The organism is Mycobacterium marseillense, assembly GCF_010731675.1.
GTDB lineage: Bacteria > Actinomycetota > Actinomycetes > Mycobacteriales > Mycobacteriaceae > Mycobacterium > Mycobacterium marseillense.
In genome coordinates, this window is the sequence record NZ_AP022584.1 from 3,188,358 (window position 1) to 3,211,643 (window position 23,286).

The 23,286-nt window shown below is 66.5% G+C and carries 24 protein-coding genes and 2 pseudogenes; 10 read left to right on the plus strand and 16 right to left on the minus strand.

Annotated elements, in window-relative coordinates:
* Positions 1-45 precede the first annotated feature (45 nt).
* The 6 genes and pseudogenes from deoC to G6N26_RS14645 all read right to left on the minus strand — a co-directional run bounded on the left by deoC (position 46) and on the right by G6N26_RS14645 (position 4,332).
* Positions 46-723 (minus strand): deoxyribose-phosphate aldolase, encoded by a 678-nt coding sequence (deoC, locus tag G6N26_RS14620; RefSeq protein WP_067173865.1) that lies wholly within the window; start codon positions 721-723, stop codon positions 46-48.
* A complete protein-coding gene (locus tag G6N26_RS14625; protein WP_083019432.1) occupies positions 720-1,169 on the minus strand; it encodes a DUF2599 domain-containing protein in 450 nt (149 codons plus the stop codon). Before G6N26_RS14625 ends, deoC begins: the two co-directional genes overlap by 4 nt.
* Before the next feature lie 4 nt (positions 1,170-1,173).
* Entirely contained in the window at positions 1,174-1,461 is a 288-nt protein-coding gene (locus tag G6N26_RS14630; protein WP_008261234.1) for a DUF2516 family protein, read from the minus strand.
* A gap of 160 nt (positions 1,462-1,621) precedes the next feature.
* Positions 1,622-2,239, minus strand: coding sequence for a heparin-binding hemagglutinin HbhA (gene hbhA, locus G6N26_RS14635; RefSeq protein ID WP_067173871.1), 618 nt, complete (start codon positions 2,237-2,239; stop codon positions 1,622-1,624).
* Between the two features lie 188 nt (positions 2,240-2,427).
* Positions 2,428-2,866: pseudogene (locus G6N26_RS14640) on the minus strand (helix-turn-helix domain-containing protein).
* Between the two features lie 83 nt (positions 2,867-2,949).
* A complete protein-coding gene (locus G6N26_RS14645; RefSeq protein WP_372509313.1) occupies positions 2,950-4,332 on the minus strand; it encodes a DUF445 domain-containing protein in 1,383 nt (460 codons plus the stop codon).
* A gap of 177 nt (positions 4,333-4,509) precedes the next feature.
* Here G6N26_RS14645 and G6N26_RS14650 point away from each other — a divergent pair, with 177 nt between their 5' ends.
* Together G6N26_RS14650 and pcaA are read left to right on the plus strand one after the other, a co-directional pair.
* The gene (locus G6N26_RS14650; protein WP_095578309.1) at positions 4,510-5,193 is read left to right on the plus strand and encodes a TetR/AcrR family transcriptional regulator; all 684 of its coding nucleotides are present in this window, start codon (positions 4,510-4,512) and stop codon (positions 5,191-5,193) included.
* A gap of 182 nt (positions 5,194-5,375) precedes the next feature.
* Entirely contained in the window at positions 5,376-6,239 is an 864-nt protein-coding gene (pcaA, locus tag G6N26_RS14655) for a cyclopropane mycolic acid synthase PcaA (RefSeq protein ID WP_083019434.1), read from the plus strand.
* Positions 6,240-6,300: 61 nt separating this feature from the next.
* Here pcaA and G6N26_RS14660 read toward each other — a convergent pair whose 3' ends face one another.
* The 4 genes from G6N26_RS14660 to G6N26_RS14675 all read right to left on the minus strand — a co-directional run bounded on the left by G6N26_RS14660 (position 6,301) and on the right by G6N26_RS14675 (position 10,672).
* Positions 6,301-7,161 (minus strand): cyclopropane mycolic acid synthase family methyltransferase, encoded by an 861-nt coding sequence (locus G6N26_RS14660; protein WP_083019436.1) that lies wholly within the window; start codon positions 7,159-7,161, stop codon positions 6,301-6,303.
* Positions 7,162-7,258: 97 nt separating this feature from the next.
* Positions 7,259-8,074, minus strand: coding sequence for a 3-hydroxybutyryl-CoA dehydrogenase (locus tag G6N26_RS14665; RefSeq protein WP_415620585.1), 816 nt, complete (start codon positions 8,072-8,074; stop codon positions 7,259-7,261).
* A 244-nt stretch (positions 8,075-8,318) separates the two neighbouring features.
* On the minus strand, positions 8,319-9,605 hold the full coding sequence (aceA, locus tag G6N26_RS14670; protein WP_067166413.1) for an isocitrate lyase: 1,287 nt from the start codon (positions 9,603-9,605) through the stop codon (positions 8,319-8,321).
* 269 nt (positions 9,606-9,874) lie between these two features.
* Positions 9,875-10,672 (minus strand): acyl-[acyl-carrier-protein] thioesterase, encoded by a 798-nt coding sequence (locus G6N26_RS14675; protein ID WP_083019496.1) that lies wholly within the window; start codon positions 10,670-10,672, stop codon positions 9,875-9,877.
* Positions 10,673-10,851: 179 nt separating this feature from the next.
* Between G6N26_RS14675 and ramB the strand changes: the two genes are divergently transcribed.
* Entirely contained in the window at positions 10,852-12,267 is a 1,416-nt protein-coding gene (ramB, locus tag G6N26_RS14680) for an acetate metabolism transcriptional regulator RamB (protein WP_067166416.1), read from the plus strand.
* Positions 12,264-12,824, plus strand: a complete 561-nt coding sequence (locus G6N26_RS14685; RefSeq protein WP_083019442.1) for a carboxymuconolactone decarboxylase family protein — start codon at positions 12,264-12,266, stop codon at positions 12,822-12,824. Before ramB ends, G6N26_RS14685 begins: the two co-directional genes overlap by 4 nt.
* On the opposite strand, the gene G6N26_RS14690 is transcribed toward G6N26_RS14685, so the two are convergent.
* From G6N26_RS14690 to exaC, 6 genes and pseudogenes are all read right to left on the minus strand, one after another.
* The gene (locus G6N26_RS14690; protein WP_067166422.1) at positions 12,819-13,100 is read right to left on the minus strand and encodes a hypothetical protein; all 282 of its coding nucleotides are present in this window, start codon (positions 13,098-13,100) and stop codon (positions 12,819-12,821) included. The two genes, G6N26_RS14685 and G6N26_RS14690, sit on opposite strands and share 6 nt — an antisense overlap.
* A 7-nt stretch (positions 13,101-13,107) precedes the next feature.
* Positions 13,108-14,505 carry a dihydrolipoyl dehydrogenase gene (lpdA, locus tag G6N26_RS14695; protein ID WP_067166425.1) on the minus strand — a complete coding sequence of 466 codons (1,398 nt, stop codon included), beginning with the start codon at positions 14,503-14,505 and terminating at the stop codon, positions 13,108-13,110.
* A 49-nt stretch (positions 14,506-14,554) separates the two neighbouring features.
* Positions 14,555-15,132, minus strand: a pseudogene (locus G6N26_RS14700) (hypothetical protein).
* On the minus strand, positions 15,125-15,403 hold the full coding sequence (locus G6N26_RS14705; protein WP_179960212.1) for a putative holin: 279 nt from the start codon (positions 15,401-15,403) through the stop codon (positions 15,125-15,127). The pseudogene G6N26_RS14700 and the gene G6N26_RS14705 overlap by 8 nt, the downstream one beginning before the upstream one ends.
* A gap of 19 nt (positions 15,404-15,422) precedes the next feature.
* Entirely contained in the window at positions 15,423-15,929 is a 507-nt protein-coding gene (locus G6N26_RS14710; protein ID WP_083019444.1) for a DUF779 domain-containing protein, read from the minus strand.
* Entirely contained in the window at positions 15,929-17,452 is a 1,524-nt protein-coding gene (gene exaC / locus G6N26_RS14715) for an acetaldehyde dehydrogenase ExaC (protein WP_083019446.1), read from the minus strand. The genes G6N26_RS14710 and exaC overlap by 1 nt, the downstream gene beginning before the upstream one ends.
* A 74-nt stretch (positions 17,453-17,526) precedes the next feature.
* Here exaC and G6N26_RS14720 point away from each other — a divergent pair, with 74 nt between their 5' ends.
* From G6N26_RS14720 to nrdF, 6 genes are all read left to right on the plus strand, one after another.
* A complete protein-coding gene (locus G6N26_RS14720; RefSeq protein WP_083019448.1) occupies positions 17,527-19,620 on the plus strand; it encodes a prolyl oligopeptidase family serine peptidase in 2,094 nt (697 codons plus the stop codon).
* Between the two features lie 10 nt (positions 19,621-19,630).
* Positions 19,631-19,957 carry a hypothetical protein gene (locus tag G6N26_RS14725; RefSeq protein ID WP_067171313.1) on the plus strand — a complete coding sequence of 109 codons (327 nt, stop codon included), beginning with the start codon at positions 19,631-19,633 and terminating at the stop codon, positions 19,955-19,957.
* A 2-nt stretch (positions 19,958-19,959) separates the two neighbouring features.
* Positions 19,960-20,865, plus strand: a complete 906-nt coding sequence (locus G6N26_RS14730) for a crotonase/enoyl-CoA hydratase family protein (RefSeq protein WP_067171316.1) — start codon at positions 19,960-19,962, stop codon at positions 20,863-20,865.
* A 79-nt stretch (positions 20,866-20,944) separates the two neighbouring features.
* A complete protein-coding gene (locus tag G6N26_RS14735; protein WP_067171319.1) occupies positions 20,945-21,397 on the plus strand; it encodes a DUF5078 domain-containing protein in 453 nt (150 codons plus the stop codon).
* Positions 21,398-21,648: 251 nt separating this feature from the next.
* Positions 21,649-22,296: a superoxide dismutase gene (locus G6N26_RS14740; RefSeq protein WP_083019450.1), complete on the plus strand. Its 648-nt coding sequence runs from the start codon at positions 21,649-21,651 to the stop codon at positions 22,294-22,296.
* A complete protein-coding gene (gene nrdF / locus G6N26_RS14745) occupies positions 22,293-23,261 on the plus strand; it encodes a class 1b ribonucleoside-diphosphate reductase subunit beta (protein ID WP_067171325.1) in 969 nt (322 codons plus the stop codon). Before G6N26_RS14740 ends, nrdF begins: the two co-directional genes overlap by 4 nt.
* Positions 23,262-23,286: the final 25 nt, after the last annotated feature.

A 23,286-nucleotide genomic window follows, 5' to 3' on the forward strand; every position in this document is an offset into this window, starting at 1 on the left:
GGCGCCAATGCGTACCGGCACGGCACGCTGAGAAGCCGGACAGGTTCAGCCGAGCCCGTCGAGCACTGCCCGGGTGCCCGAAAGGCCCAGCCGGGTGGCTCCGGCGTCCAGCATCGCGAGCGCGTCGGCGGCGGTGCGGATGCCACCGCTGGCCTTCACGCCGAGCCGGCCCCCGACCGTCTCGGCCATCAGCGCGACGGCCTGCGCGGTCGCGCCGCCGGTCGGGTGAAACCCGGTCGAGGTCTTGACGAAGTCCGCGCCGGCGTCTTCGGCGGCGCGGCACACCCGCGCCAGCGTGCGCTCGTCGGCCAGCGCCAGCAGCGCTGAGGACTCCACGATCACCTTGAGCACGGCGCCGCCGACAGCACCGCGCACCGTCTGGATGTCGGAGCGCACCGCATCGATGTCGCCGGCCAGCGCCGCGCCGACGTCGATGACCATGTCGATCTCGCAGGCGCCGGCGGCGACGGCCAGGGCGGCCTCGTGCGCCTTGACCGCCGAAACATGCTTGCCCGACGGGAATCCCGCCACGCTGGCCACCCGCACGCCCGCGCCGGCGCGCACCGCGACGGGAACCATCGACGGCGAAACGCAGACCGCGTACGCGCCCAGTTCGGCCGCTTCGACGACCAGGGCGGCCACGTCGGCGGCGGTGGCTTCGGGTTTGAGCAGGGTGTGGTCGACGAACGCCGCCAACTCCGCCCGGGTGGGGTGGCTGGTCATCCGAACGATTCTTCCCGACCGCCCGGATTGCAGTCGGAGGCAACCATTTCGGCGTCGTCGACGACCGGGCGCCATGGCTCCAGGTTCCAGCTGGTCTTGCCGGGCCGAGCCAGTTCGCCGAACTGCCAGTGGCACAGGAACTGCGCGCGCATCCCGGGAGTGTCCGCATCGGGAGCCAGGGCGAGCACCTCGGCCCAGGCCTCGTCGGCCCACGCCATGCTCGTGGGGGCGCGAGAGGCGGTTCGGCCGGCCGCCGTCGGGAAGACCCGCAGGCTGCCGCGGCCCTGCCACTGCACCCACTCGGTGCGGTCGACAAACGGTGGGGACACTGCGGGCGGGTTCGCCGCGCCGGTGCCGGGGTCGGGATCGGGCGCGGCGATCGCGTGGGGCGGCGGGCAGCACAGGGCGACGAGCGCAACGGCCAGCGCCGTCAGCAGCACCCTCATGGCGCTAGCGCGACTTACCCTGAATTTCCAGGAGTTTGGGCCGCACGTCGACCAGGTACACGCCGGCCGCACAGGCCGCGATCGCCATGCCGAGCACGCCGAAGACGAACCCCAGGATCGACGTCAGGGCGACGGCCCCGGCCAGGATCAGCAACCACACGGGCTTGGTCAGCTTGTCGGCGGCGGTGTAGGCGTCGGGCCGCTGGAGCGCGGCGTGCACGAACGCGTAGATCGCCGTGACCAAGACGGCGATCTGCAAAACCAGCATGACGGTACCCACGAGGTGGTTCACGCCTCAAGCGTAGGCGGGCACCCTCCAAAACGTCGACTCCGAGTCACCCGCGGGCGACTCGGAGCCGAACGTCGTGAAGCGTCGTACTACTTCTGGGTGACCTTCTTGGCCGCCGCCTTCTTGGCGGGCGACTCGGAGCCGAACGTCGTGAAGCGTCGTACTACTTCTGGGTGACCTTCTTGGCCGCCGCCTTCTTGGCGGGCGCCTTCTTGGCCGGAGCCTTCTTGGCCGGAGCCTTCTTCGCGGGCGCCTTGCCGACGGCCTTCTGGGCCTTCTTGGCGGCCGTGTCGGTCTTGCCGGGCAGGTCGATGCCGACCAGCTTGGCGGCACGCTCGCCGACGGCGCGGGTCTGCGACGCGACGGTGCCCAGAGCCTCCTGGGTCAGCTCGACGGCCTGGTCGACGTAGCCCTCCGCGCGCGCGGAGGCGTCCTCGAACGCCGTCTGGCTGCGCAGCCGCTGCAGGGCCGCCTCGCCGCGCTCGACGAGCTCGTTGTACCGGCTGGTCGCCGCCTCCAGGTAGCCCTCGGCGGCCTTGCGCAGCTCGTCGGTGGTGAACTTGTCGCGCAGCTCGGTGAACTGCTCGGGCAGGTCCTCTTGCAGCCTGGTCAGGCGCGCGCGGCGCTCTTCGACCCGGCTGCGGGTTTCGACGCGGGTCTCCTCGGCGCGCTCGCGCAGGCCGGCGATCAGGTCGTTAACCGTGGCCAGGGCCAGGTCGGCCGCGCCCAGGGCCGCGAGCAAAGGGGCCCGCAAGTCTTCGATGTTTGAGTTTTCCGCCATGGTTTTTCCTTTCATGGTGTGGTTTGGCTTTTGGCGTTATCCGTTGTCACGTGTCTGGTCGGGAAGTTAGGTGCAAACGTCTCCTTCGCAACTGGGGCCGCCAGAGCCGGGGTATTTCGTCCAGCGCATGAGCTGGAATCGGTAGATCCCTCCCTACGGGGTAACCCGGGCGGCCGGTCGTCTATACATCACCGATCCGAGAGCGACTGTTCACTCGGTGTCGGATTCGGTCGAACACTCCTCGTCGGTGGACTCGTTTTGCTGGGTGAACGAGGCGTAGATGTCGAGCAGAATCTGCTTTTGGCGCTCGGTGATCGCAGTGTCGGTGACGATCGCGTCCCGCACCTGACTCTTGTCGGTGGGTTCGAGAATCCCGGCGCGCACATAGAGAACCTCGGCGGAAACCCGGAGGGCCTTCGCGATCTGGTTCAGGACGTCGGCGGAGGGTTTACGCAATCCACGCTCCACCTGGCTCAAATATGGATTGCTGACCCCGGACTTCTCGGCGAGTTGCCGCACCGAGACCTGCGCGAGTTCACGCTGGCTGCGGATGAAGCTGCCGATGTCGGAGGCCATGTCGGAGGCAGCGTTGGACACCTTGGCGGAGAGCTTCTCCTCGGGCGCCATCGGATGCTCCTGGGTCGGGCGGTTGATCTTGACGCCACCAGGGTACAACAAGTGCTTGCTATTGCAAGCACTTGTTAGCACTGCTAGAAAAGCAGCTGCGCGACGGCGTAGATCACCAGGCCCGCCAACGAGCCGACCACCGTTCCGTTGATCCTGATGAATTGCAGGTCACGGCCCACGTGGAGTTCGATGCGCCGGCTGGCCTCCTCGGCATCCCAGCGTTCGATGGTGTCGGTGATGATCGCTGTGATCTCCACCCCATATTGCGAGACCAGATGCTGGGCCGCCCGGACGAGCCAGTTGTCGACCTTGTCACGCAGGTCGACGTCGTCGCGCAGCGACTCCCCAATGCGGACGACCGTGTCGGCGATCCGCGTGCGCAGCGTGCTGGACGGGTCGTCTACGCCCTCGAGCACCAGGCGCTTCAGCGTCGTCCACGCGGTCGCGGCGGCGTTGGCGATCTCGTCACGCGCCATGAGCTGCTCTTTGATGGTGTCGGCGCGCGCGATGGTGTCCGGGTCGTGCTGCAGGTCGTCGGCGAATTCGAACAGGAAGCGGGTCGCCGACCGGCGCAGTTCGTGGTCGGGGTTGCGGCGCACCTTGTCGGTGAAGTCCATCAGCTCGCGGTGGATGCGGTCGCCCACGAGATGATCGACGAAGCGCGGCGACCAGGTCGGCGAGTCACGCTCGACCACCCGCTGGATGACCTCGCCCGCGTTCAGCGACCACTGGAAGGCCCGGTCGGCCAGCAACTGGATCAGCGCCTCCTGCCGATTCTCGGCCAGCAGGGTCGCCAACACCCGGCCGACGGGCGGACCCCATTGCGGTTCGGCGATGCGGCGCACGATCATCCGATCGATCACCTGCTGGACGTCCTCGTCGCGCAGCAGCTCGACCAGCACCCGCAGCACGGTGGCCGTCTCGCTCGCCACCCGCTCGGCGTGCGCGGTTTCCGACAGCCATTTGCCGAGCCGGCCGGACACCTCGGCGTCGCGCAGCTTGGTCTCCACGACCTCCGCCGACAGGAAGTTCTCCCGCACGAAGGCGCCCAGGCCCTCGCCCAGCTGGTCCTTCTTGCGCTTGATGATCGCGGTGTGCGGGATGGGGATGCCCAGCGGGTGCCGGAAGAGCGCGGTCACGGCGAACCAGTCCGCCAGCGCGCCCACCATCCCGGCCTCCGCGGCGGCACCGACATAGCCCACCCAGACGCCCAGGCCGGCGTGAGCCTGGGCCCACCGGCAGGCGAGGAACACGCCGGTGGCACCGATCAAAAAGCTCAGCGCCACCATCTTCATCCGGCGCAGCGCCACCCGTCGCTGCGCGTCGGCCTCTTGATCGGCGCCCGCGAAAGATTCGGCAAAAGAGGTGCGACCCCGCGCCGGGGCCGTCAACGGCGTCGCCGAACCGGGCCTCGCCGTCGGCGGGCCGGACGCGTCGCCTCGCACCGAGGCTCTGTGTGCCACCACTTCATCATCTATGTTCCCGGCAATTGGTGTGACGACACCGGTTGCGCGGCCCCTCAAACGCCGCTACATGCCCGGCCAGGACCACAAACCGCGCGCCACACGCCGTAGTATCGAGGGCGTCTAGGGAATGGGAACTCGGCGACAGTGACAGAGCAACTCGCGGTTGTGCGCGTCAAAATGGATGGGCGCAAGCGGCGCTGGCATCAGCACAAGGTGGAGCGTCGTAACGAACTCGTTGACGGTACGATCGACGCGATTCGGCGCCTCGGCGGCACCCTGAGCATGGATGAGATCGCCGCGGAGATCGGCGTCTCGAAGACGGTGCTGTACCGCTATTTCGTCGACAAGAACGACCTCACCACCGCCGTGATGATGCGGTTCACCCAGACCACCCTGATCCCCAATATGGCTGCGGCGCTTACGTCTAACCTCGACGGCTTCGACCTGACCCGCGAGGTCATCCGGGTATACGTGGAAACCGTCGCGAACGAACCCGAGCCCTATCGCTTCGTGATGGCCAACAGTTCCGCCAGCAAGAGCAAGGTCATCGCCGACTCCGAGCGGATCATCGCCCGCATGCTCGCGGTGTTGATGCGCCGCCGCATGCAACAGGCGGGCATGGACACCGGCGGCGCGGAGCCGTGGGCCTACCTGATCGTCGGCGGCGTGCAGCTGGCCACCCACTCCTGGATGTCCTATCCGCGGATGAGCCGCGACGAGTTGATCGACTACCTGACGATGCTGAGCTGGAATGCGCTGAAGGGCATCGTCGAGGTCGGCGGATCGCTGGAGAAGTTCCGCGAAGAGCCACACCCGTCGCCGATCGTCCCGCCCCGGGACGACGCAGGGACCGGCCTCTGAGGCCCTGTTGCGGGCGGCTTTTGGCATGGCACCGCGGCTCATGTGACGCTGGGACGCGGCCCGGGGAGTGCGACTCCGCCGACCTCAGGGATTAACATGCAGAGGAGCGTCGGGGGACAAAGCGGGGTTGTTGTTCGGCTGTTTGCCCCCTGCCCTCCGCAATAAGAAAGGCTCATGTCGACATGTCTGTGCAGCTCACGCCGCATTTCGGAAACGTGCAAGCCCATTACGACTTGTCTGACGATTTCTTCCGGCTGTTCCTGGACCCCAGCCAGACTTACAGCTGCGCCTACTTCGAACGCGACGACATGACGCTGGAACAGGCGCAGCTCGCCAAGATCGATCTGGCGCTGGGCAAGCTGAAGCTCGAGCCGGGGATGACGTTGCTGGACATCGGTTGTGGCTGGGGCGCCACCATGCGGCGAGCCATCGAGCGCTACGACGTCAACGTCGTCGGCCTGACGCTGTCGGAGAATCAGGCCGAGCATGTGCAGAAGTCCTTCGACCAGATGGACACCACCCGTACCCGTCGGGTGCTGCTGGAGGGCTGGGAGAAGTTCCACGAGCCGGTGGACCGCATCGTCTCGATCGGGGCGTTCGAGCATTTCGGCCGCCAACGCTACGGGCGCTTCTTCAAGATGGCCTACAACGCGCTGCCGCCCGGCGGAATCATGTTGCTGCACACCATCGTTCGGCCGTCGTTCAAGGACGCCCGGGCAAAGGGCCTGAGCCTGACGCACGAGATCGTCGAGTTCTCGAAATTCATCCTGGCCGAGATCTTCCCGGGCGGCTGGCTTCCGACGCCCCAGACCGTCGGCGAGTACGGCGTCACCGTGGGCTTCGAGCTCACCCGCGTCCAGTCGCTGCGGCTGCACTACGCGCGGACGCTGGATCTGTGGGCCGAGGCGCTCGAGGCGAATCGCGAGCAGGCCCTCGCCATCCAGTCCCAAGAGGTTTACGACCGGTATATGAAGTACCTGACGGGTTGTGCCGAGCTGTTCCGCGACGGGTACACCGACGTCAATCAGTTCACGATGGAGAAATAACCGGCCGCACCGAAACAATCAGCCCCGAACGGATCTACCGTTCGGGGCTGACTTAGCTGTCCTACTTGACCAACGTGAATTGCCCCACGTTGCTGATGCCTTTGCGGAAGAAGTTCTCGCATCCGGTCAAATAGTGCATGTATTTGTCGTAGACCTCTTGGGACTGGATGGCGATCGCCTTTTCCTTATTGGCTTCCAGGTTTGCCGCCCAAATGTTGAGGGTCCGCGCGTAATGCTGCTGCAGCAGCTGCACCCGCTCGACGGAAAAGCCCGCCGCCTCGCCGAACTTGAAAATGTCTTCCTGCGCCGGCAGTTGTCCGCCCGGAAAGATCTCTTGGCCGATGAATCGCGCGAAGCGAATATCGCTCATCGTCAATGTGACGCCGAGTGAGGGGTAGTCCTGCCAGTGATACATCAGAATCGTGTGCAAAAGCATTCGGCCGTCGTCGGGAAGGATGTCGTAGGCGCGATCGAAGAACGCGGGGTAGCGCTCCATCTTGAAAGCTTCGAAGGCGCCGATCGTCACAACGCGGTCGACCTTGTCCTCGAACTCTTCCCAGCCCTGCAGGCGCACTTCGATGTTGCGGTCCGTCGGCAACCCGGCCAGCTTGTTCTTGCTGTACTCAAATTGGTTGCGGCTCAGCGTGATTCCGATGACGTTGACGTCATAGCGCTCGACGGCCCGTTTGAGCGCGCCACCCCAGCCGCAGCCGATGTCCAGCAGCGTCATCCCCGGCTCGAGGTTCAGCTTTCCCAGCGCCAGATCGAACTTCGCAATTTGGGCCTCTTCGAGGGTCATGTCGTCGCGCTCGAAGTAGGCGCACGTGTAGCCCATCGTGGGGTCGAGAAACAGTGCGAAGAATTCGTCCGAGACGTCGTAGATGGACTGCGACTCCTCGTAATACGGCTCGAGCCTCGTCATCCTCGGTACATACCTTTCGTCCTCTTCAACGCACGCATACTAACCGACGGGATACCAGCCGGCGGCTCAGCCGCCCCGCGGTATGTCTGGATCGGGGTCAGTACCTGTAGAAGCCCTGGCCCGTCTTCTTGCCGAGTCGGCCGGCCTCCACCATGCGCAGCAACAGCGGCGGCGGTCCGTACTGCGGCTCCTTGAACTCCTCGAACATCTTGTCCGCGATCAGCTTCAAGGTGTCCAGGCCGACCAGGTCGGACAGGCGCAGCGGGCCCATCGGGTGCGACAACCCGGCCACCACGGCCTTGTCGACGTCTTCGACGGTGGCAAAGCCGGCTTCCACCATACGGATCGCCGACAGCAGGTAGGGCACCAGCAACGCATTCACCACGAATCCGGACCGGTCCGAGCAGCGCACCACCTGCTTGCCCAGGACCGCGCTCGCGAACTCTTCGGTGCGGGCGGCGGCGGCCTCGTCGGTGACCAGCGTGCTGACCAACTCGACCAGCGGCAGCACCGGGACCGGGTTGAAGAAGTGCAGACCCAGCACGCGTTGCGGGTTCTTGGTGGCGGCGGCGATCTTCATGATCGGGATGCTGGAGGTGTTGGACGCCAGCACCGCGTCGGGATCGGTGATCACGCGGTCGAGTTCGGCGAAGACCTGCGCCTTGACGGCGTCGTCTTCGATGATCGCCTCGATGACCAATTGGCGGTCGGCGAGGTCCTTCAGGTCAGTGGTGAAGGTGAGCTTGCTCAGCGCGCGGTCGCGTTCGCGCTCGGTGACCTTGCCCGCGCTCACACCGCGCTCCAGCGACTTGACGATGCGGTTGCGCCCCGCGGTGATGAGGGCCTCGGTGGTCTCGAACACGGTCACGTCGACGTCGGCGCGGACCGAGACCTCGGCGATGCCGGATCCCATCTGACCGGCCCCGACTACGCCTACTCGCTGAATCGCTGTGTCACTCACTGAATTCTCTCCGGTTCTCTGCGGTGGCCGTATCGTCTTGCACCGCAATAGGCCCCGCCCAGGGGTGGCCTGGGCGGGGCCTACGCTACTTCATCTCATTTTCGGTGCGGCGAGCGTGTAGTCAGGGCGAAGATTCGGCCGAATTCTCGCCGCAGGTGCACGCTCGGCGCGCTCGCGGGCCAAAGCCCGCTCGGGCTCAGTGGAACTGGCCCTCTTCGGTGGAGCCGGTCAGCGCGGTGGTCGACGAGGTCGGGTCGACCGTGGTGGCGATGCGGTCGAAGTAACCGGCACCCACCTCACGCTGGTGCTTGGTGGCGGTGTAGCCACGCTCCTCGGCGGCGAACTCGCGCTCCTGCAGCTCGACGTAGGCGCTCATCTGGTTGCGGGCGTAGCCGTAGGCCAGATCGAACATCGAGTAGTTCAGGGCGTGGAAGCCGGCCAGCGTAATGAACTGGAACTTGAATCCCATTGCGCCAAGCTCCTTTTGGAACTTCGCGATGGTGGAGTCGTCAAGGTGCTTCTTCCAGTTGAACGACGGCGAGCAGTTGTAGGCCAGCATCTGGTCGGGGAACTCGGACTTGACGCCCTCGGCGAACTTCGCGGCGAGCTCGAGGTCCGGAGTGCCGGTCTCCATCCAGATCAGGTCGGAGTACGGCGCGTACGCCTTGGCCCGGGCGATGCAGGGCTCCAGGCCGTTGCGGACCCGGTAGAAGCCCTCCTTGGTGCGCTCACCGGAGATGAACGGCTGGTCGCGCTCGTCGACGTCGGAGGTGATCAGCGTGGCCGCCTCGGCGTCGGTCCGGGCGATGACCACGGTCGGAACGTCGCACACGTCGGCCGCCAGGCGGGCCGAGGTCAGGGTGCGGATGTGCTGCTGGGTCGGGATCAGCACCTTGCCGCCCAGGTGACCACACTTCTTCTCCGAAGCCAGCTGGTCCTCCCAGTGCGAGCCCGCCACGCCGGCCGCGATCATGGCCTTCTGCAGCTCGTAGACGTTGAGCGCGCCACCGAAACCGGCCTCACCGTCGGCGACGATCGGCGCCAGCCAGTTCTTCACCGAGGTGTCGCCCTCGACCTTGGCGATCTCGTCGGCGCGCAGCAGCGCGTTGTTGATCCGGCGGACCACCTGCGGCACCGAGTTGGCCGGGTACAGGCTCTGGTCGGGGTAGGTGTGGCCGGACAGGTTCGCGTCACCGGCGACCTGCCACCCGGACAGGTAGATGGCCTTGAGGCCGGCGCGCACCTGCTGGACGGCCATGTTGCCGGTCAGCGCGCCGAGGGCGTTGATGTACTCGAGGTCGTGGAGCTGCTCCCACAGCACCTCGGCGCCGCGGCGGGCCAGCGTGGCCTCCTCGACGACGGTGCCCTGCAGCGCGACGACGTCCTTGGCGCTGTAGGTGCGGGTGACGTCCTTCCACCGCGGGTTGGTGTCCCAGTCCTTCTGGATCTGTTCGGCGCTCTTGGGGGTGCCAACGACAGACATTGGGCATGCTCCTTCACGATGTTCACTACTGAGTTGCTGAACGCCTCACCGGCGGCAGCTAATGGCTCAACTTCGCTGGTGTGCTAACTCGAAGATGGCACAGCTCAAGGACGCCGGTCCACCCGTTTCAGTTGCCAATTTCAGCAACGGGAACGCGCGAATTTGCGAATCTTGTTAAGTTGCTAACAAGCTTGACCGTTTCAGAAGCTACCCATCAGTAACCTCAAATCCGCAGGTCACAGCGCAATTTAACCGGGACGCTTGTCCTGTTACCTAGCAAAGATCGACGCGACGGCTTTCGTCTCGTCGCCGACCGCGTATGTGAGCGTTGTAACAGTGCGATCGGTGAGGCCGGGACCGAATTGCTCGGTCGATCCGGCGGGGTGGACGTGCGAGATGATCTCCAGCTTGTCCCCCAGCGCCACCGGCGCCTCGTGCTCGATGGTGATGCGCAACGGCGCCTCCATCAGTTCGGTGTGCGAGGCCAGGTAGTCCTCGACCACGCTCCAGTACACCGAGTTGTTCATGTGGTCGAACAGGTCGATGTCGGTGACCCGGACGGGAAACTCGTGGATTTCGACCGCGTCCTCCCGGCTGCCCGGCTTCAGATAGGACTTCCACCGCAGCCGGTCCACCGACGTCGTCTTGTGCAGGCCGGCCAGGAAGTCGTCGGCGATGCGCGAGGGCATCTGGGTTTCCCGGTTGATGTTGATCCAGAAGGCCTCGGACTCGATGAGGCCGCCCTTGCGCTTGCCATCGATGCGCACCCGCATCTCGCACCAGCGATTGGAGGTGCCCGAGCACCACCGGCGCATGCGCAGCATGTCGCTGAACTCGACGGGCCGGATCAGGTCCACCATGGTGCGCCGGACGATCCACAGCGGGTGGGTCTCCTCGAAACCCATCTCGCGCAGCTGGTCCTGGCCGATGTCCTGGATGTGCCGGCACGCGGCGTCCAGCCGCAGGCGGCCCGTGCGGTCGATATCGCCGACCCGCAACGGCCACTGGCGGTCGAAAACGTCAGGGTGACCGTCGGGCACCGGCATCAGTTGTTTATCCAGGCTCACCGCCACCCTCCCCACTGCTCCCCGATTCCATCCTCGTGGTCACCCCAGGCTAAGGCCCAAGGCCCGGTCGAATCATGCCAACGGCGCCCGTGTAACACCAATCGACACCAATCGCGACGCGCGAGAGAGCTGCCAAGTCTGCGAACCATGCCTTCACAAAGCCGGGTAACCTCGGTGCGGTGTCCAAGACGTTCGTCGGCTCGCGGGTCCGCCAGCTGCGCAACGAGCGCGGGTTTTCCCAGGCCGCGCTGGCCCAGATGCTGGAGATTTCCCCGAGCTACCTCAATCAGATCGAGCACGACGTCCGCCCCCTGACCGTGGCCGTGCTGCTGCGCATCACCGAGGTGTTCGGGGTGGACGCCACCTTCTTCTCCTCGCAGGACGACACCCGGCTGGTGGCCGAGCTGCGCGAGGTCACCATGGACCGCGACCTGGACATCGACGTCGACCCGACCGAGGTCGCCGAGATGGTCAGCGCCCATCCCGCGCTGGCGCGCGCGGTGGTCAACCTGCACCGGCGTTACCGGATCACCACGGCGCAGCTGGCGGCCGCCACCGAGGAGCGGTACTCCGACGGCAGCGGCAGCGGGTCGATCACCATGCCCCACGAGGAAGTGCGCGACTACTTCTACCAACGGCAGAACTACCTGCACGAGCTGGACACCGCCGCCGAGGACCTCACCATCAAAATGCGGTTGCACCACGGCGATTTGGCCCGCGAGCTGACCCGCCGGCTCACCGAGGTGCACGGGGTGCACATCAACCGCCGGATCGATCTCGGCGACACCGTGCTGCACCGCTACGACCCCGCCACCAAAACCCTGGAGATCAGCAATCACCTGTCGTTGGGGCAGCAGGTGTTCAAGATGGCCGCCGAACTGGCCTACCTCGAGTTCGGGGATCTGATCGACAGCCTGGTCGCGCAGGGAAAGTTCACCAGCGACGAGTCGCACACGCTGGCCCGACTCGGGCTAGCCAACTACTTCGCCGCGGCCGCCGTGCTCCCCTACCGCCAATTCCACGACGTCGCAGAGAATTTCCGCTACGACGTCGAGCGGTTGTCCTCGTTCTACTCGATCAGTTACGAAACCATCGCGCACCGGCTCTCGACGATGCAGCGCCCGTCGATGCGCGGGGTGCCGTTCTCCTTCGTCCGGGTCGACCGTGCCGGAAACATGTCAAAACGCCAGTCCGCCACCGGTTTTCACTTCTCTTCCAGCGGAGGAACCTGCCCGCTGTGGAACGTCTACGAAACGTTCGCCAATCCGGGCACGATCCTGGTGCAGATCGCGCAAATGCCCGACGGGCGCAACTACATGTGGGTGGCCCGCACCGTGGAACGACGCGCCGCCCGGTATGGTCAGCCGGGTAAGACCTTCGCGATCGGCCTGGGCTGCGAGCTTCGCCACGCACACCGGCTGGTCTACTCGGAAGGACTCGACTTGTCGGGGGACATCTCCACACCGATCGGCGCGGGCTGCCGGGTCTGCGAACGCGACAACTGCCCGCAACGCGCCTTCCCGGCGCTCGGGCGCGCGCTCGATCTCGACGAGCACCGCAGCACCGTGTCCCCGTACCTGGTGACGCAACCATGAATCCCGACGGCCGCATCCCGCCGGGGCAATTCCGCCAACTGGGACCGATCAATTGGGTGATCGCCAAGCTGGGCGCGCGCACCGTGCGCGCCCCGGAGATGCACCTGTTCACCACCCTGGGCCAGCGCCAGTTGCTGTTCTGGACGTGGCTGGCCTACGGGGGCCGGCTGCTGCGCGGGAAGCTGCCGACCATCGACACCGAGCTGGTGATCCTGCGGGTCGGGCACCTGCGGGCGTGCGAATACGAACTGCAGCACCATCGCCGAATGGCCCGCTCGGCCGGGCTGGACGCGGACACGCAGGCCGCGATCTTCGCGTGGCCCGAACGGCTGGACCCGATCGAGGGACGCCTGACCGTGCGACAGCAGGCACTGCTGGCGGCGACCGACGAGTTCATCAACGACCGCACCGTCACCGACGCCACGTGGCGCGAGCTGGCGACTCACCTGGATCGACGGCAGCTGATCGAATTCTGCTTGCTGGCAAGCCAATACGACGGGCTGGCCGCGACGATGTCCGCGCTCGAGATTCCGCTGGACAACCCGCGGCAGCTATAGGTAGACGTCGGCGAGGATGGCCAGCGTCAGGACCACGGGAAGTACCGGCAGGCCGAAGGCGAACCCGGCCCAGGCGTGCTTCCCGCGCCGGAGCTGCCAGGCACCCCAGATCGCGGCGCCGATTCCCAGTATCACCGAGACCAGCAACACCAACGGACCCCACTGGCCCGCCGTCGCGTTGTCGCCGCTCGAAATGCCCAGCAGCCACACGACATAGCCGGTCGCCAGGCCGCCGACGGCACCCGCGATCGTCTGAGGCGTGACGGTGCGAATCATGTGCGGCTCAGAAATTGATCATGTGTCCGGTCAGGCCGTGGAAGCATTCCTGCAGCGCCTCGGACATGGTCGGGTGCGTGTGCACGTTGCGGGCCAACTCAGTGGCGGTCAGGTCCCACTTCTGCGCCAGCGTCAGCTCCGGCAGCAGCTCGGAGACGTCGTGGCCGACCAGGTGACCGCCCAGCAGCTCACCGTATTTGGAGTCGGCGATCAGCTTGACGAACCCGCTGGGGTCGCCCACACCGTGAGCCTTGCCGTTGGCGGTGAACGGGAACTTCGCCACCACCACGTCGTGGCCTTCCTCGCGGGCCTGCTCCTCGGTGAGGCCGAAGCTGGCGACGTTGGGCTGGCAGAACGTCGCGCGCGGCATCATTCGGTAGTCACCGAGCGCCAAAGTCTCTGCGCCGGCGATGGTTTCGGCAGCCACCACGCCCTGGGCCTCGGCGACGTGGGCCAGCTGCAGCTTCCCGGTAACGTCGCCGATGGCGTAGATGTGCTCGATGTTGGTGCGCATGTAGTCGGTGATGCCGATGGCCTTGCGGTCGGTCAGCGCGACCCCGGCCGCCTCCAGGCCGAACCCCTCGACGTTGGGCGCAAAACCGATGGCCTGCAACACCTTCGCGGCCTTGAGTTCCTGCGCGTTACCGTCCTTGCTGACGGCGACGGTCACCTCCGAGCCGTTGTCGGAGATGGACTCGACCTTGGTTCCGAGGAGGATCTTGACGCCCAGCTTCTTGAACTGCCGCTCGACCTCCTTGGAGACCTCGGCGTCCTCGTTGGGCAGCGCGCGCGGCAAGAACTCGACTACGGTCACGTCGACCCCGTAGTTGCGCAGCACATAGCCGAACTCCATGCCGATCGCTCCGCAACCGGCGATGATGATCGACTCCGGTAGCTCGCGGGACAGGATCAGTTCCTCGTAGGTGACCACGTTGGCTGACAGCGACGTGCCGGGAACCAGCCGGGTGCTGCTGCCGGTGGCGATGATGGCGTTGTCGAACGTGACCGTTTCGGTTCCGCCGTCGTTGAGTTCGACCGCGATGGTGTTGGCGTCGGTGAACCGGCCGTAGCCGTGGATCTCGGTGATCTTGTTCTTCTTCATCAGGAAGTGCACGCCGGCCACGCGCCCGTCGGCCACCTTGCGGCTGCGGTCGAAGGCGACGCCGTAGTCGAAGGTCGCCTCGCCGCTGATGCCAAAGGTCTTGGCCTCTTTGGTGAAGATGTGCGCGAGTTCGGCGTTGCGCAGCAGCGCCTTGGACGGAATGCAGCCGACGTTGAGGCACACGCCACCCCAGTACTTCGGCTCGACGACCGCGGTGGAAAGGCCCAGTTGCGCGGCGCGAATGGCCGCGACATATCCGCCGGGACCGGCTCCGAGGACGACGACGTCATAGTGAGAAGTCACGTGCCCACCCTAGTGGGCCAGGGCCCCCGCTGGCCGTCCGGGCGAGGCGTCAATACGGAATGACGCCGACGAGGCAGTGGCCCACCCGCTCGCAGTAGTAATAGCCGTACAGGGGGGCGGCGCCGGCCACGGCGGCGAACGGCCCGGACAGCAGCGCCAGCGACAGCGCGGAAACCAGCGGCCTGCCGTGGACCATCGCGACCATCACGCCGCCCACCACGCACGCCGTCACGTAGACGAGCACCGCGAACAGCGCGGGGGTCTTGTCGATCGAGTCGTACCACCACGAGAACAGGCCTAGCCCGACTACCGCGGCCGCCACCCACACACCGAGGAGCACCAGGGCCAACTTCCACCACCTGACGTAGAGGTAGCGGCCGGGGACGGTGACCGAGGGCACCGGGCCGGCGGATCCGGTGGCGACTTCGGCTCGGGCTCACCGGGCTCGGGCTCGGGTGCCGCGGGCCGCGCGCCGGTGTCCGCAAGCCCGCTGTCGGAGTCGGAGTCGTCGTCGAAGTCGGGGACCCACGATTGCGTGCCGGTGCCCTCGGCCTCGTCGTCATCGTCGGAGAAGTCCGGCACGAAAGCCTCGGTCCCGGGGCTCGCGGTGTCCTTGTCGTCAGGCACCGGCGGTCACCCGCAACGCGACGAGCACACCGAACCAGCCCGGGGCGACCGCCAGGATGAACGACCCCAGCGTGGTGACCCAGCGGCGCCCCGAAAACAGGATCATCGTCAGACCGAGGACGCTGGGAATACCGACGACCGAGGCGATCGCGATATCCGGGCGGACGCTGGCGTGGACCACCGCGGTGTACGCCACACACGCCAGGGCCCCGACCGCGCTTCCGATCAGCATGGCGCCGGCCAGTAACCAGGGACGGGGCAGGGGAATCACTTTCTCGACTGTACTGCGGTTACCGACCCGGAGGGCATGTCTGCGCGCCCGCGTCGGCCACCACCGGACCTCGCGTCGCGGGGCGTTCCCCACGCTCGTAACCGGCGCCCGTGATGACCGGCGCGCCGGTCAGGGACTCCTGTTCGGCCGCGGTGAAGCCGCGGCCGCGCGACAGGAACCTGACGCCGTCGGGCGCCTCCAGGCTGAATCCACCGCCGCGACCGGGCACCACGTCGATCACCAATTGGGTGTGCTTGTCGCGATAGTGGGCCGCGTACTGGGGGCCTGAAATCCACACCGGCACGCCATCTGTCCCGACATCGAGCACGCCGAGCAGGACGTCGCGATCGCCGACGAGGAAGTCGCCCAGCGGGTAGCACATCGGCGACGAGCCGTCGCAGCAGCCGCCGGACTGGTGGAACATCACTGGGCCGTGGGTCGCCTGCAGCCGCGTCAGCACCTCGGCGGCCGGGGCGGTGATGACCACTCCCGGTGGGGGTCCGGCGGCATCGCGGCGCCGCTCCATCAGAAGAACCCTTGCGCCTTCTCCGAATACGACACCAGCATGTTCTTGGTCTGCTGGTAGTGGTCGAGCATCATCTTGTGGTTCTCGCGGCCGATGCCGGACTGTTTGTAGCCGCCGAACGCCGCGTGCGCGGGATAGACGTGGTAGCAGTTCACCCACACCCGGCCGGCCTGGATGTCGCGCCCGGCCCGGTAGGCGGTGTTGCCGTCGCGGCTCCACACCCCCGCGCCCAGGCCGTAGAGGGTGTCGTTGGCGATCGACATGGCGTCGTCGTAATCGGAGAACGACGTCACCGCCACCACCGGCCCGAAGATCTCCTCCTGGAAGACCCGCATCGAGTTGTCGCCGCCGAGGATGGTGGGCTGCATGTAGAAGCCGCCGGACAGGTCGCCGCCGAGTTCGGCGCGTTCGCCGCCGGTGATCACCTTGGCACCCTCGCCTTTGCCGATTTCGATGTAGGACAACACCTTTTCCAGCTGGTCGTTGGAGGCCTGCGAGCCCAGCATGGTCTCGGAGTCCAACGGATCGCCCTGCCGGACCGCCTTGGTGCGGATCGCGGCCAGCTCCAGGAACTCGTCGTAGATGTCGGCCTGGACCAGGCTGCGCGACGGGCAGGTGCACACCTCGCCCTGGTTGAGGGCGAACATCGTGAAGCCCTCCAGCGCCTTGTCCTGATAGTCGTCGGCCTTGGCCATCACGTCGGAGAAGAAGATGTTGGGGCTCTTGCCGCCGAGTTCCAGGGTGACCGGGATCAGGTTCTGCGACGCGTACTGCATGATCAGTCGCCCCGTGGTGGTCTCCCCGGTGAACGCGATCTTGGCGATCCGGTTGCTCGACGCCAGCGGCTTGCCGGCCTCGGCGCCGAACCCACTGACGACGTTGATCACCCCGGGCGGCAGCAGGTCACCGATCAGCGACATCAGGTAGAGCACCGAAACGGGTGTCTGCTCAGCCGGTTTGAGCACCACCGCGTTGCCGGCCGCCAGCGCGGGCGCCAGTTTCCACGCACCCATCAGGATGGGGAAGTTCCACGGGATGATCTGCCCGACCACGCCGAGCGGCTCGTGGAAGTGGTAGGCCACGGTGTCGTCGTCGATCTGGCTCAGCGAGCCCTCCTGCGCCCGCAGCGCCGCGGCGAAATACCGGAAGTGGTCGGCCGCCAAGGGAATGTCGGCGGCCAGCGCCTCGCGGATCGGCTTGCCGTTGTCCCAGACCTCGGCCACCGCCAGCGCGGCGGTGTGCTCGTCGATGCGGTCGGCGATCTTGTTCAGGATCGCGGCGCGCTCGGCCGGCGCCGTCTTGCCCCACGCCGGTGCGGCCGCGTGGGCGGCGTCGAGCGCCTTGTCGACGTCGGCCTCATCCGAGCGGGCCACCTCGCAGAACGTCTGGCCGGTGACCGGTGTGGGGTTCTCGAAATAGCGCCCCCGCGCCGGCGGCACCCACTGCCCCCCGATGAAGTTCTCGTAGCGAGACTCATACGACATCAACGCCCCGGCAGCACCTGGACGTGCGAAAACGGTCACTGCTCTCACTCCTCATTCGGCCGTGTAATACACCTCACAGTACCGCCGCGGCCACAATGGCTTCCATGGCTTCCATGACGTCGCAAGCGCGCACCGCCCCGCAAGACGGCCAAGACCCCTACCTCTGGCTCGAGGACGTCACCGGTGACGAGGCGCTGGATTGGGTGCGGGCACGCAACGAGCCGACGCTGACGCGCTTCCGCGACGCCGACTTCGAGCGGATGCGCACCGAGGCGCTCGAGGTGCTCGACACCGATGCCCGCATCCCCTATGTGGTGCGCCGCGGCGAGTACCTCTACAACTTCTGGCGCGACGCCGCCAACCCCCGCGGGCTGTGGCGGCGCACCACGCTGGACAGCTACCGCGCCGACAGCCCCGAGTGGGACGTGCTGATCGACGTCGACGAGCTGGGCCGCGCCGACGGCGAGAAGTGGGTGTGGGCCGGCGCCGCCGTCATCTACCCCGAGTACACCCGCGCTCTGGTCAGCCTCTCCCGCGGCGGCTCGGACGCCTCCATCGTGCGCGAATTCGACATGGCAACAAGGGAATTCGTGGCCGACGGGTTTGAGCTGCCGGAAGCCAAGTCGCAGGTCAGCTGGGAAGACCCCGACACCGTCCTGGTCGGCACCGACTTCGGCCCCGATACGCTCACCGAATCCGGCTATCCGCGGGTGGTCAAGCGCTGGCGCCGGGGCACACCCCTGGCCGAGGCCGAGGCCGTGTTCGAGGGCGCCCGTTCCGACGTGAACGTGGCGGCCAGCGCCAGTCGCATTCCCGGCTTCGAACGCACCCTGATCGGCCGGGCCCTGGACTTCTGGAACGAAGAACTCTACGAGCTGCGCGGCGCGGAACTCATCCGCATCGACACCCCCACCGACGCCAGCGTGAGCCTGCACCGTGAATGGCTGCTGATCGAGCTGCGCAGCGAGTGGTCCTTCGGCGGCACGACCTATGGCACCGGGTCGCTGCTGGCCGCGAAATACGAGGAATTCCTCGCCGGCACAGCACAATTGCAAGTGGTCTTCGAACCCGACGAACACACGGCGCTCAACCACTACGCGTGGACCCGCGACCGGCTGTTGATCGTCTCGCTGGTCGACGTGGCCAGCCGCGTCGAGATCGCCACGCCGCCATCGCGTGACGACCCGCTGCGCCCGGCTCCGCCGCCCTTGCGATCGTCACGCGGGGCCTGGCGGCGCGAACCGGTGGCCGGGATTCCGGCCGCCACCAACACCGTCGTCGTCTCCGCCGACGACACCGGCGACGAGTTCTTCCTGGATTCCAGTGGATTCGATACCCCGTCCCGGCTGATGCGGGGCACCGATGACGGGACCCTCGAGCAGCTCAAATCCGCCCCGGCGTTCTTCGCTGCCGAAAACATCTCCGTGGCACAGTATTTCGTGAATTCGCAGGACGGCACGCCGATCCCCTACTTCGTAGTGCAACCCGGCGGAGCGGCGTCCGACGGGCCGGCGCCCACCCTGCTCTACGGCTACGGCGGGTTCGAGTCGTCGAACACGCCCGGCTACAGCGGGGTGCTGGGCCGGTTGTGGCTGGCCCGCGGCGGCACGTACGTGCTGGCCAACATTCGCGGCGGCGGTGAATACGGCCCCGGATGGCACACCCAGGCGATACGCGAGGGCCGGCACAAGGTGGCCGAGGACTTCGCGGCCGTGGCAACCGATTTGGTGGACCGCGGCATCACCCGCGTCGACCAACTCGGCGCGCAGGGCGGCAGCAACGGCGGCCTGCTGATGGGCATCATGTTGACCCAGTACCCGGAGAAGTTCGGCGCGCTGGTGTGCAGCGTGCCGCTGCTGGACATGAAGCGCTATCATCTGCTGCTCGCGGGCGCCTCGTGGGTTGCCGAATACGGCGACCCGGACAATCCCGACGACTGGGAATTCATCGCCGAATACTCGCCGTACCAAAACATTTCGTCGAGCCGCCGGTACCCGCCGGTGCTGATGACCACGTCTACCCGCGACGACCGGGTGCATCCGGGCCACGCCCGCAAGATGACGGCGGCCCTCGAGGCCGCCGGTCATCCGGTCTTCTACTACGAGAACATCGAGGGCGGCCACGCCGGCGCCGCCGACAACGAGCAGGTCGCGTTCAAGTCGGCGCTGACGTATTCGTTCCTATGGCAGATGCTCGCGCGGCCATAGGATCGTCGACGTGTCAGCGATCCAACGCATCGAACTCACCCTGCTGGCGACCGGGCTGATCTTCATCCTGGCCTCGGCGGCACAGGCGCGCTACCGCTTCGTCAAGCACCGTCGTGCCGGCCGGCGGTTCTACTGGGCGACCGCGATCATCGGCATCGTCTGCTTTGCGGTGGGGACCGGCCAGCTGTGGCCCAACGGCGTCGCCGCGGCGGCGATCTTTTCGGCCATCATCGCGTTCTCGGCCTACCTCACCACCCCGTACCTGAAGATCGGCGGGCGGATCTATGCGTCCTCGCCGGAAAACCGCGAGGCCGACCCGCCCACCGAGGAGCGCTAGCGATGCCGGACTTCGAGACGCTGCTCTACAAGACGGCCGGCGCGGTTGCCACCATCACCCTGAACCGGCCCGAGCAGCTGAACACGATCGTGCCGCCCATGCCCGACGAGATCGAGGCCGCCGTCGGCCTGGCCGAGCGCGACCCGGCCGTCAAGGTCATCGTGCTGCGCGGGGCGGGCCGGGCGTTCTCCGGCGGCTACGACTTCGGCGGCGGGTTCCAGCACTGGGGCGAGTCCATGATGAGCGACGGGAAATGGGATCCCGGCAAGGACTTCGCGATGGTCAGCGCCCGCGAGACCGGGCCGACGCAAAAGTTCATGGCCATCTGGCGCGCGTCCAAGCCGGTGATCGCCCAGGTGCACGGCTGGTGCGTGGGCGGGGCCAGCGACTACGCGCTGTGCGCCGATCTCGTCATCGCCAGTGAGGACGCCGTGATCGGCACCCCCTACAGCAGGATGTGGGGCGCGTACCTGACCGGGATGTGGCTCTACCGGCTGAGCCTGGCCAAGGTGAAATGGCACTCGCTGACCGGCCGCCCCCTGACCGGCGTGCAGGCCGCCGAGATCGAGCTGATCAATGAGGCGGTGCCCTTCGAGCGCCTCGAGGCGCGGGTGGCCGAGATCGCGGCCGAACTGGCGCAGATCCCGTTGTCGCAGTTGCAGGCGCAGAAGCTGATCGTCAACCAGGCCTACGAGAACATGGGCCTGGCCTCCACCCAGACGCTGGGCGGCATCCTCGACGGCCTGATGCGCAATACGCCCGACGCTCTGGGCTTCATCAAGATCGCGGAGGCCGACGGCGTGCGCGCGGCCGTCGAGCGCCGCGACGGTCCGTTCGGGGACTACAGCCAGGCCCCACCCGAGCTCCGGCCGGACCCCTCGCACGTCATCGTCCCTGATCGGGACTGATACTGAGACAGGCTAGGGATCCGCTGGAAGTGACCTGGGAAATGTCCGCGTCCGGCCAAAAAGTGCTACCGTAACTGCTATGTCTCGGCTGAGTACCGGCCTGCGTGCAGGCGCCACGTTCCTTGCTCTGGGTATTACCGCTGCGATTTTTCCGTCGACCGCGGTAGCCGACTCCACGGAGGACTTCCCGATCCCCCGCCGGATGATCAACACCACGTGTGACGCCGAGCAGATCCTGGCGGCCGCCCGGGACACCAGCCCGGTGTACTACCAGCGCTACATGATCGACTTCAACAACCACCCCAACGTGAACCAGGCCGCCATCGACAAGGCGCACTGGTTCTACGCGTTGTCGCCGCAGGACCGCCGGAACTACTCGGAGAACTTCTACGCGCCACAGTCCGATCCGCTGTGGCTCGCCTGGCCCAACCACATGAAGATCTTCTGGAACAACAAGGGCGTGGTCGCCAAGGCCACCGACATCTGCAACCAGTACCCGCCCGGCGACATGTCGGTGTGGAACTGGTCGTAATCCTCACGGCATAAGCGGTATTCACCCACCCAGCGCCCAGGAATCTCCTCCTGGGCGCTGAGTCTTTTGGTGTGCCCTCCTGCCGTTTTTCCACGACTAGAAAGGTACGGCCCGCACCGGAGAACCGGTGCGGGCCGCGTGGCTGTCGGTACACCCACCGACACGAATTACGGTACCTCGGAACAAATTATTTGGCTACCCGAAATCTCGCGGTATGTTCGGACGACAGCCCACACCGACGAGGGAGAGCCATGCCCCACTACGTCCTGCCCGACCTGACCTATGACTACGGGGCGCTCGAGCCCGCGATCAGCGGCGAGATCATGCAGCTGCACCACGACGCGCATCACGCCGCCTACGTCAAGGGCGCCAACTCGACCGTCGACCAGCTCGCCGAGGCGCGTGCCGAGCGCAACCTCGCCCACTTGCCGGGCCTGGAGCGGACGCTGGCGTTTCACCTCGCCGGCCATGCCTTGCACTCGATCTTTTGGACGAATCTCTCTCCGGAGGCCGCCGAAAGGCCCGAGGGGGAACTGGCCGCCGCCATCGACGAGTTCTTCGGCGGATTCGAGGCGTTCCGCGCCGAGATGACCGGGGCCACCTCCAGCGTGCAGGGCTCGGGGTGGGGCGCGCTGGCGTGGGACCCGATCGGGCGTCGTCTGGTCGTCCACCAGATTCACGATCACCACATCAGCGTGGCGATCACCAGCACTCCGCTGCTGGTGTTCGACGCCTGGGAGCACGCGTTCTACCTGCAGTACCGCAACGTCAAGGCCGACTATGTCGACAGGCTGTGGTCCATCGTGAATTGGGCCGACGTCGCCGTCCGCTTCGAGGCCGCTCGCCGCGGCGACCTGTCCGGGCTACACAGCAGCGACGAGATCGGCGGCGCGCGATGAGCATCCGATCGGTGGATCGAATGCGGGCGATCAACTGGAATCGCCTGCCCGACCCCAAGGACGCGCAGGTATGGGATCGGCTGACGGGCAACTTCTGGCTGCCGGAGAAGGTGCCGCTGTCCAACGACTCGGCGTCATGGCAGACGCTGACCGCGCAGGAGCAGCAGACGACCGTGCGGGTGTTCACCGGGCTCACGTTGCTCGATACGACGCAGGCCACCGTCGGCGCGGTGTCGATGATCGCCGATGCGGTCACGCCCCACGAGGAGGCGGTGCTGACCAACATCGCGTTCATGGAATCGGTCCACGCCAAGAGCTACAGTTCGATCTTTTCGACGCTGTGCTCCACCCGCCAGATCGACGACGCCTTCGACTGGTCCGAGCGCAATCCGCACCTGCAGCGCAAGGCACAGATCGTCGTCGACTACTACCGCGGGGACGACGCTCTCAAACGCAAGGCGGCGTCGGTCATGCTGGAATCGTTTCTGTTCTACTCCGGTTTCTACCTGCCGATGTACTGGTCCTCGCGCGGCAAGCTCACCAACACCGCCGACATCATCCGGCTGATCATCCGCGACGAAGCCGTGCACGGCTTCTACATCGGCTACAAGTGTCAGCGCGGACTCGCCGAGCTTTCGGAATCAGAGCGGTCCGGCCACCGCGAGTACACCTACGAGCTGCTGAATGCGTTGTACACCAACGAGATTGATTATGCCCACGATCTGTACGACGGCCTGGGCTGGACCGACGACGTACTGCCCTACATGCGGTTCAACGCGAACCGGGCCCTGGCCAACCTCGGGTACGAGCCGATGTTCGGGCCGTCGGACTGCCGGGTGAACCCAGCGGTGCTCTCGGCGCTCGATCCCGGCGCCGGCGAGAACCACGACTTCTTCTCCGGGTCGGGCAGCTCCTATGTCATCGGCTCCCACCAGGCCACCGAGGACGCGGACTGGGACTTCTGACCACCCGCAGCGGGCTGCTCACGCT

Excerpts from the sequence above, each read along its gene's own strand:
- deoC (WP_067173865.1), bottom strand. The coding sequence starts at position 723 with ATGACCAGCCACCCCACCCGGGCGGAGTTGGCGGCGTTCGTCGACCAC.
- G6N26_RS14625 (WP_083019432.1), bottom strand. The coding sequence starts at position 1,169 with ATGAGGGTGCTGCTGACGGCGCTGGCCGTTGCGCTCGTCGCCCTGTGC.
- hbhA (WP_067173871.1), bottom strand. The coding sequence starts at position 2,239 with ATGGCGGAAAACTCAAACATCGAAGACTTGCGGGCCCCTTTGCTCGCG.
- G6N26_RS14650 (WP_095578309.1), top strand. The coding sequence starts at position 4,510 with ATGGATGGGCGCAAGCGGCGCTGGCATCAGCACAAGGTGGAGCGTCGT.
- pcaA (WP_083019434.1), top strand. The coding sequence starts at position 5,376 with ATGTCTGTGCAGCTCACGCCGCATTTCGGAAACGTGCAAGCCCATTAC.
- G6N26_RS14660 (WP_083019436.1), bottom strand. The coding sequence starts at position 7,161 with ATGACGAGGCTCGAGCCGTATTACGAGGAGTCGCAGTCCATCTACGAC.
- G6N26_RS14665 (WP_415620585.1), bottom strand. The coding sequence starts at position 8,074 with ATGGGATCCGGCATCGCCGAGGTCTCGGTCCGCGCCGACGTCGACGTG.
- aceA (WP_067166413.1), bottom strand. The coding sequence starts at position 9,605 with ATGTCTGTCGTTGGCACCCCCAAGAGCGCCGAACAGATCCAGAAGGAC.
- G6N26_RS14685 (WP_083019442.1), top strand. The coding sequence starts at position 12,264 with ATGAATCCCGACGGCCGCATCCCGCCGGGGCAATTCCGCCAACTGGGA.
- G6N26_RS14690 (WP_067166422.1), bottom strand. The coding sequence starts at position 13,100 with ATGATTCGCACCGTCACGCCTCAGACGATCGCGGGTGCCGTCGGCGGC.
- G6N26_RS14710 (WP_083019444.1), bottom strand. The coding sequence starts at position 15,929 with ATGGAGCGGCGCCGCGATGCCGCCGGACCCCCACCGGGAGTGGTCATC.
- G6N26_RS14720 (WP_083019448.1), top strand. The coding sequence starts at position 17,527 with ATGACGTCGCAAGCGCGCACCGCCCCGCAAGACGGCCAAGACCCCTAC.
- G6N26_RS14730 (WP_067171316.1), top strand. The coding sequence starts at position 19,960 with ATGCCGGACTTCGAGACGCTGCTCTACAAGACGGCCGGCGCGGTTGCC.
- G6N26_RS14735 (WP_067171319.1), top strand. The coding sequence starts at position 20,945 with ATGTCTCGGCTGAGTACCGGCCTGCGTGCAGGCGCCACGTTCCTTGCT.
- G6N26_RS14740 (WP_083019450.1), top strand. The coding sequence starts at position 21,649 with ATGCCCCACTACGTCCTGCCCGACCTGACCTATGACTACGGGGCGCTC.
- nrdF (WP_067171325.1), top strand. The coding sequence starts at position 22,293 with ATGAGCATCCGATCGGTGGATCGAATGCGGGCGATCAACTGGAATCGC.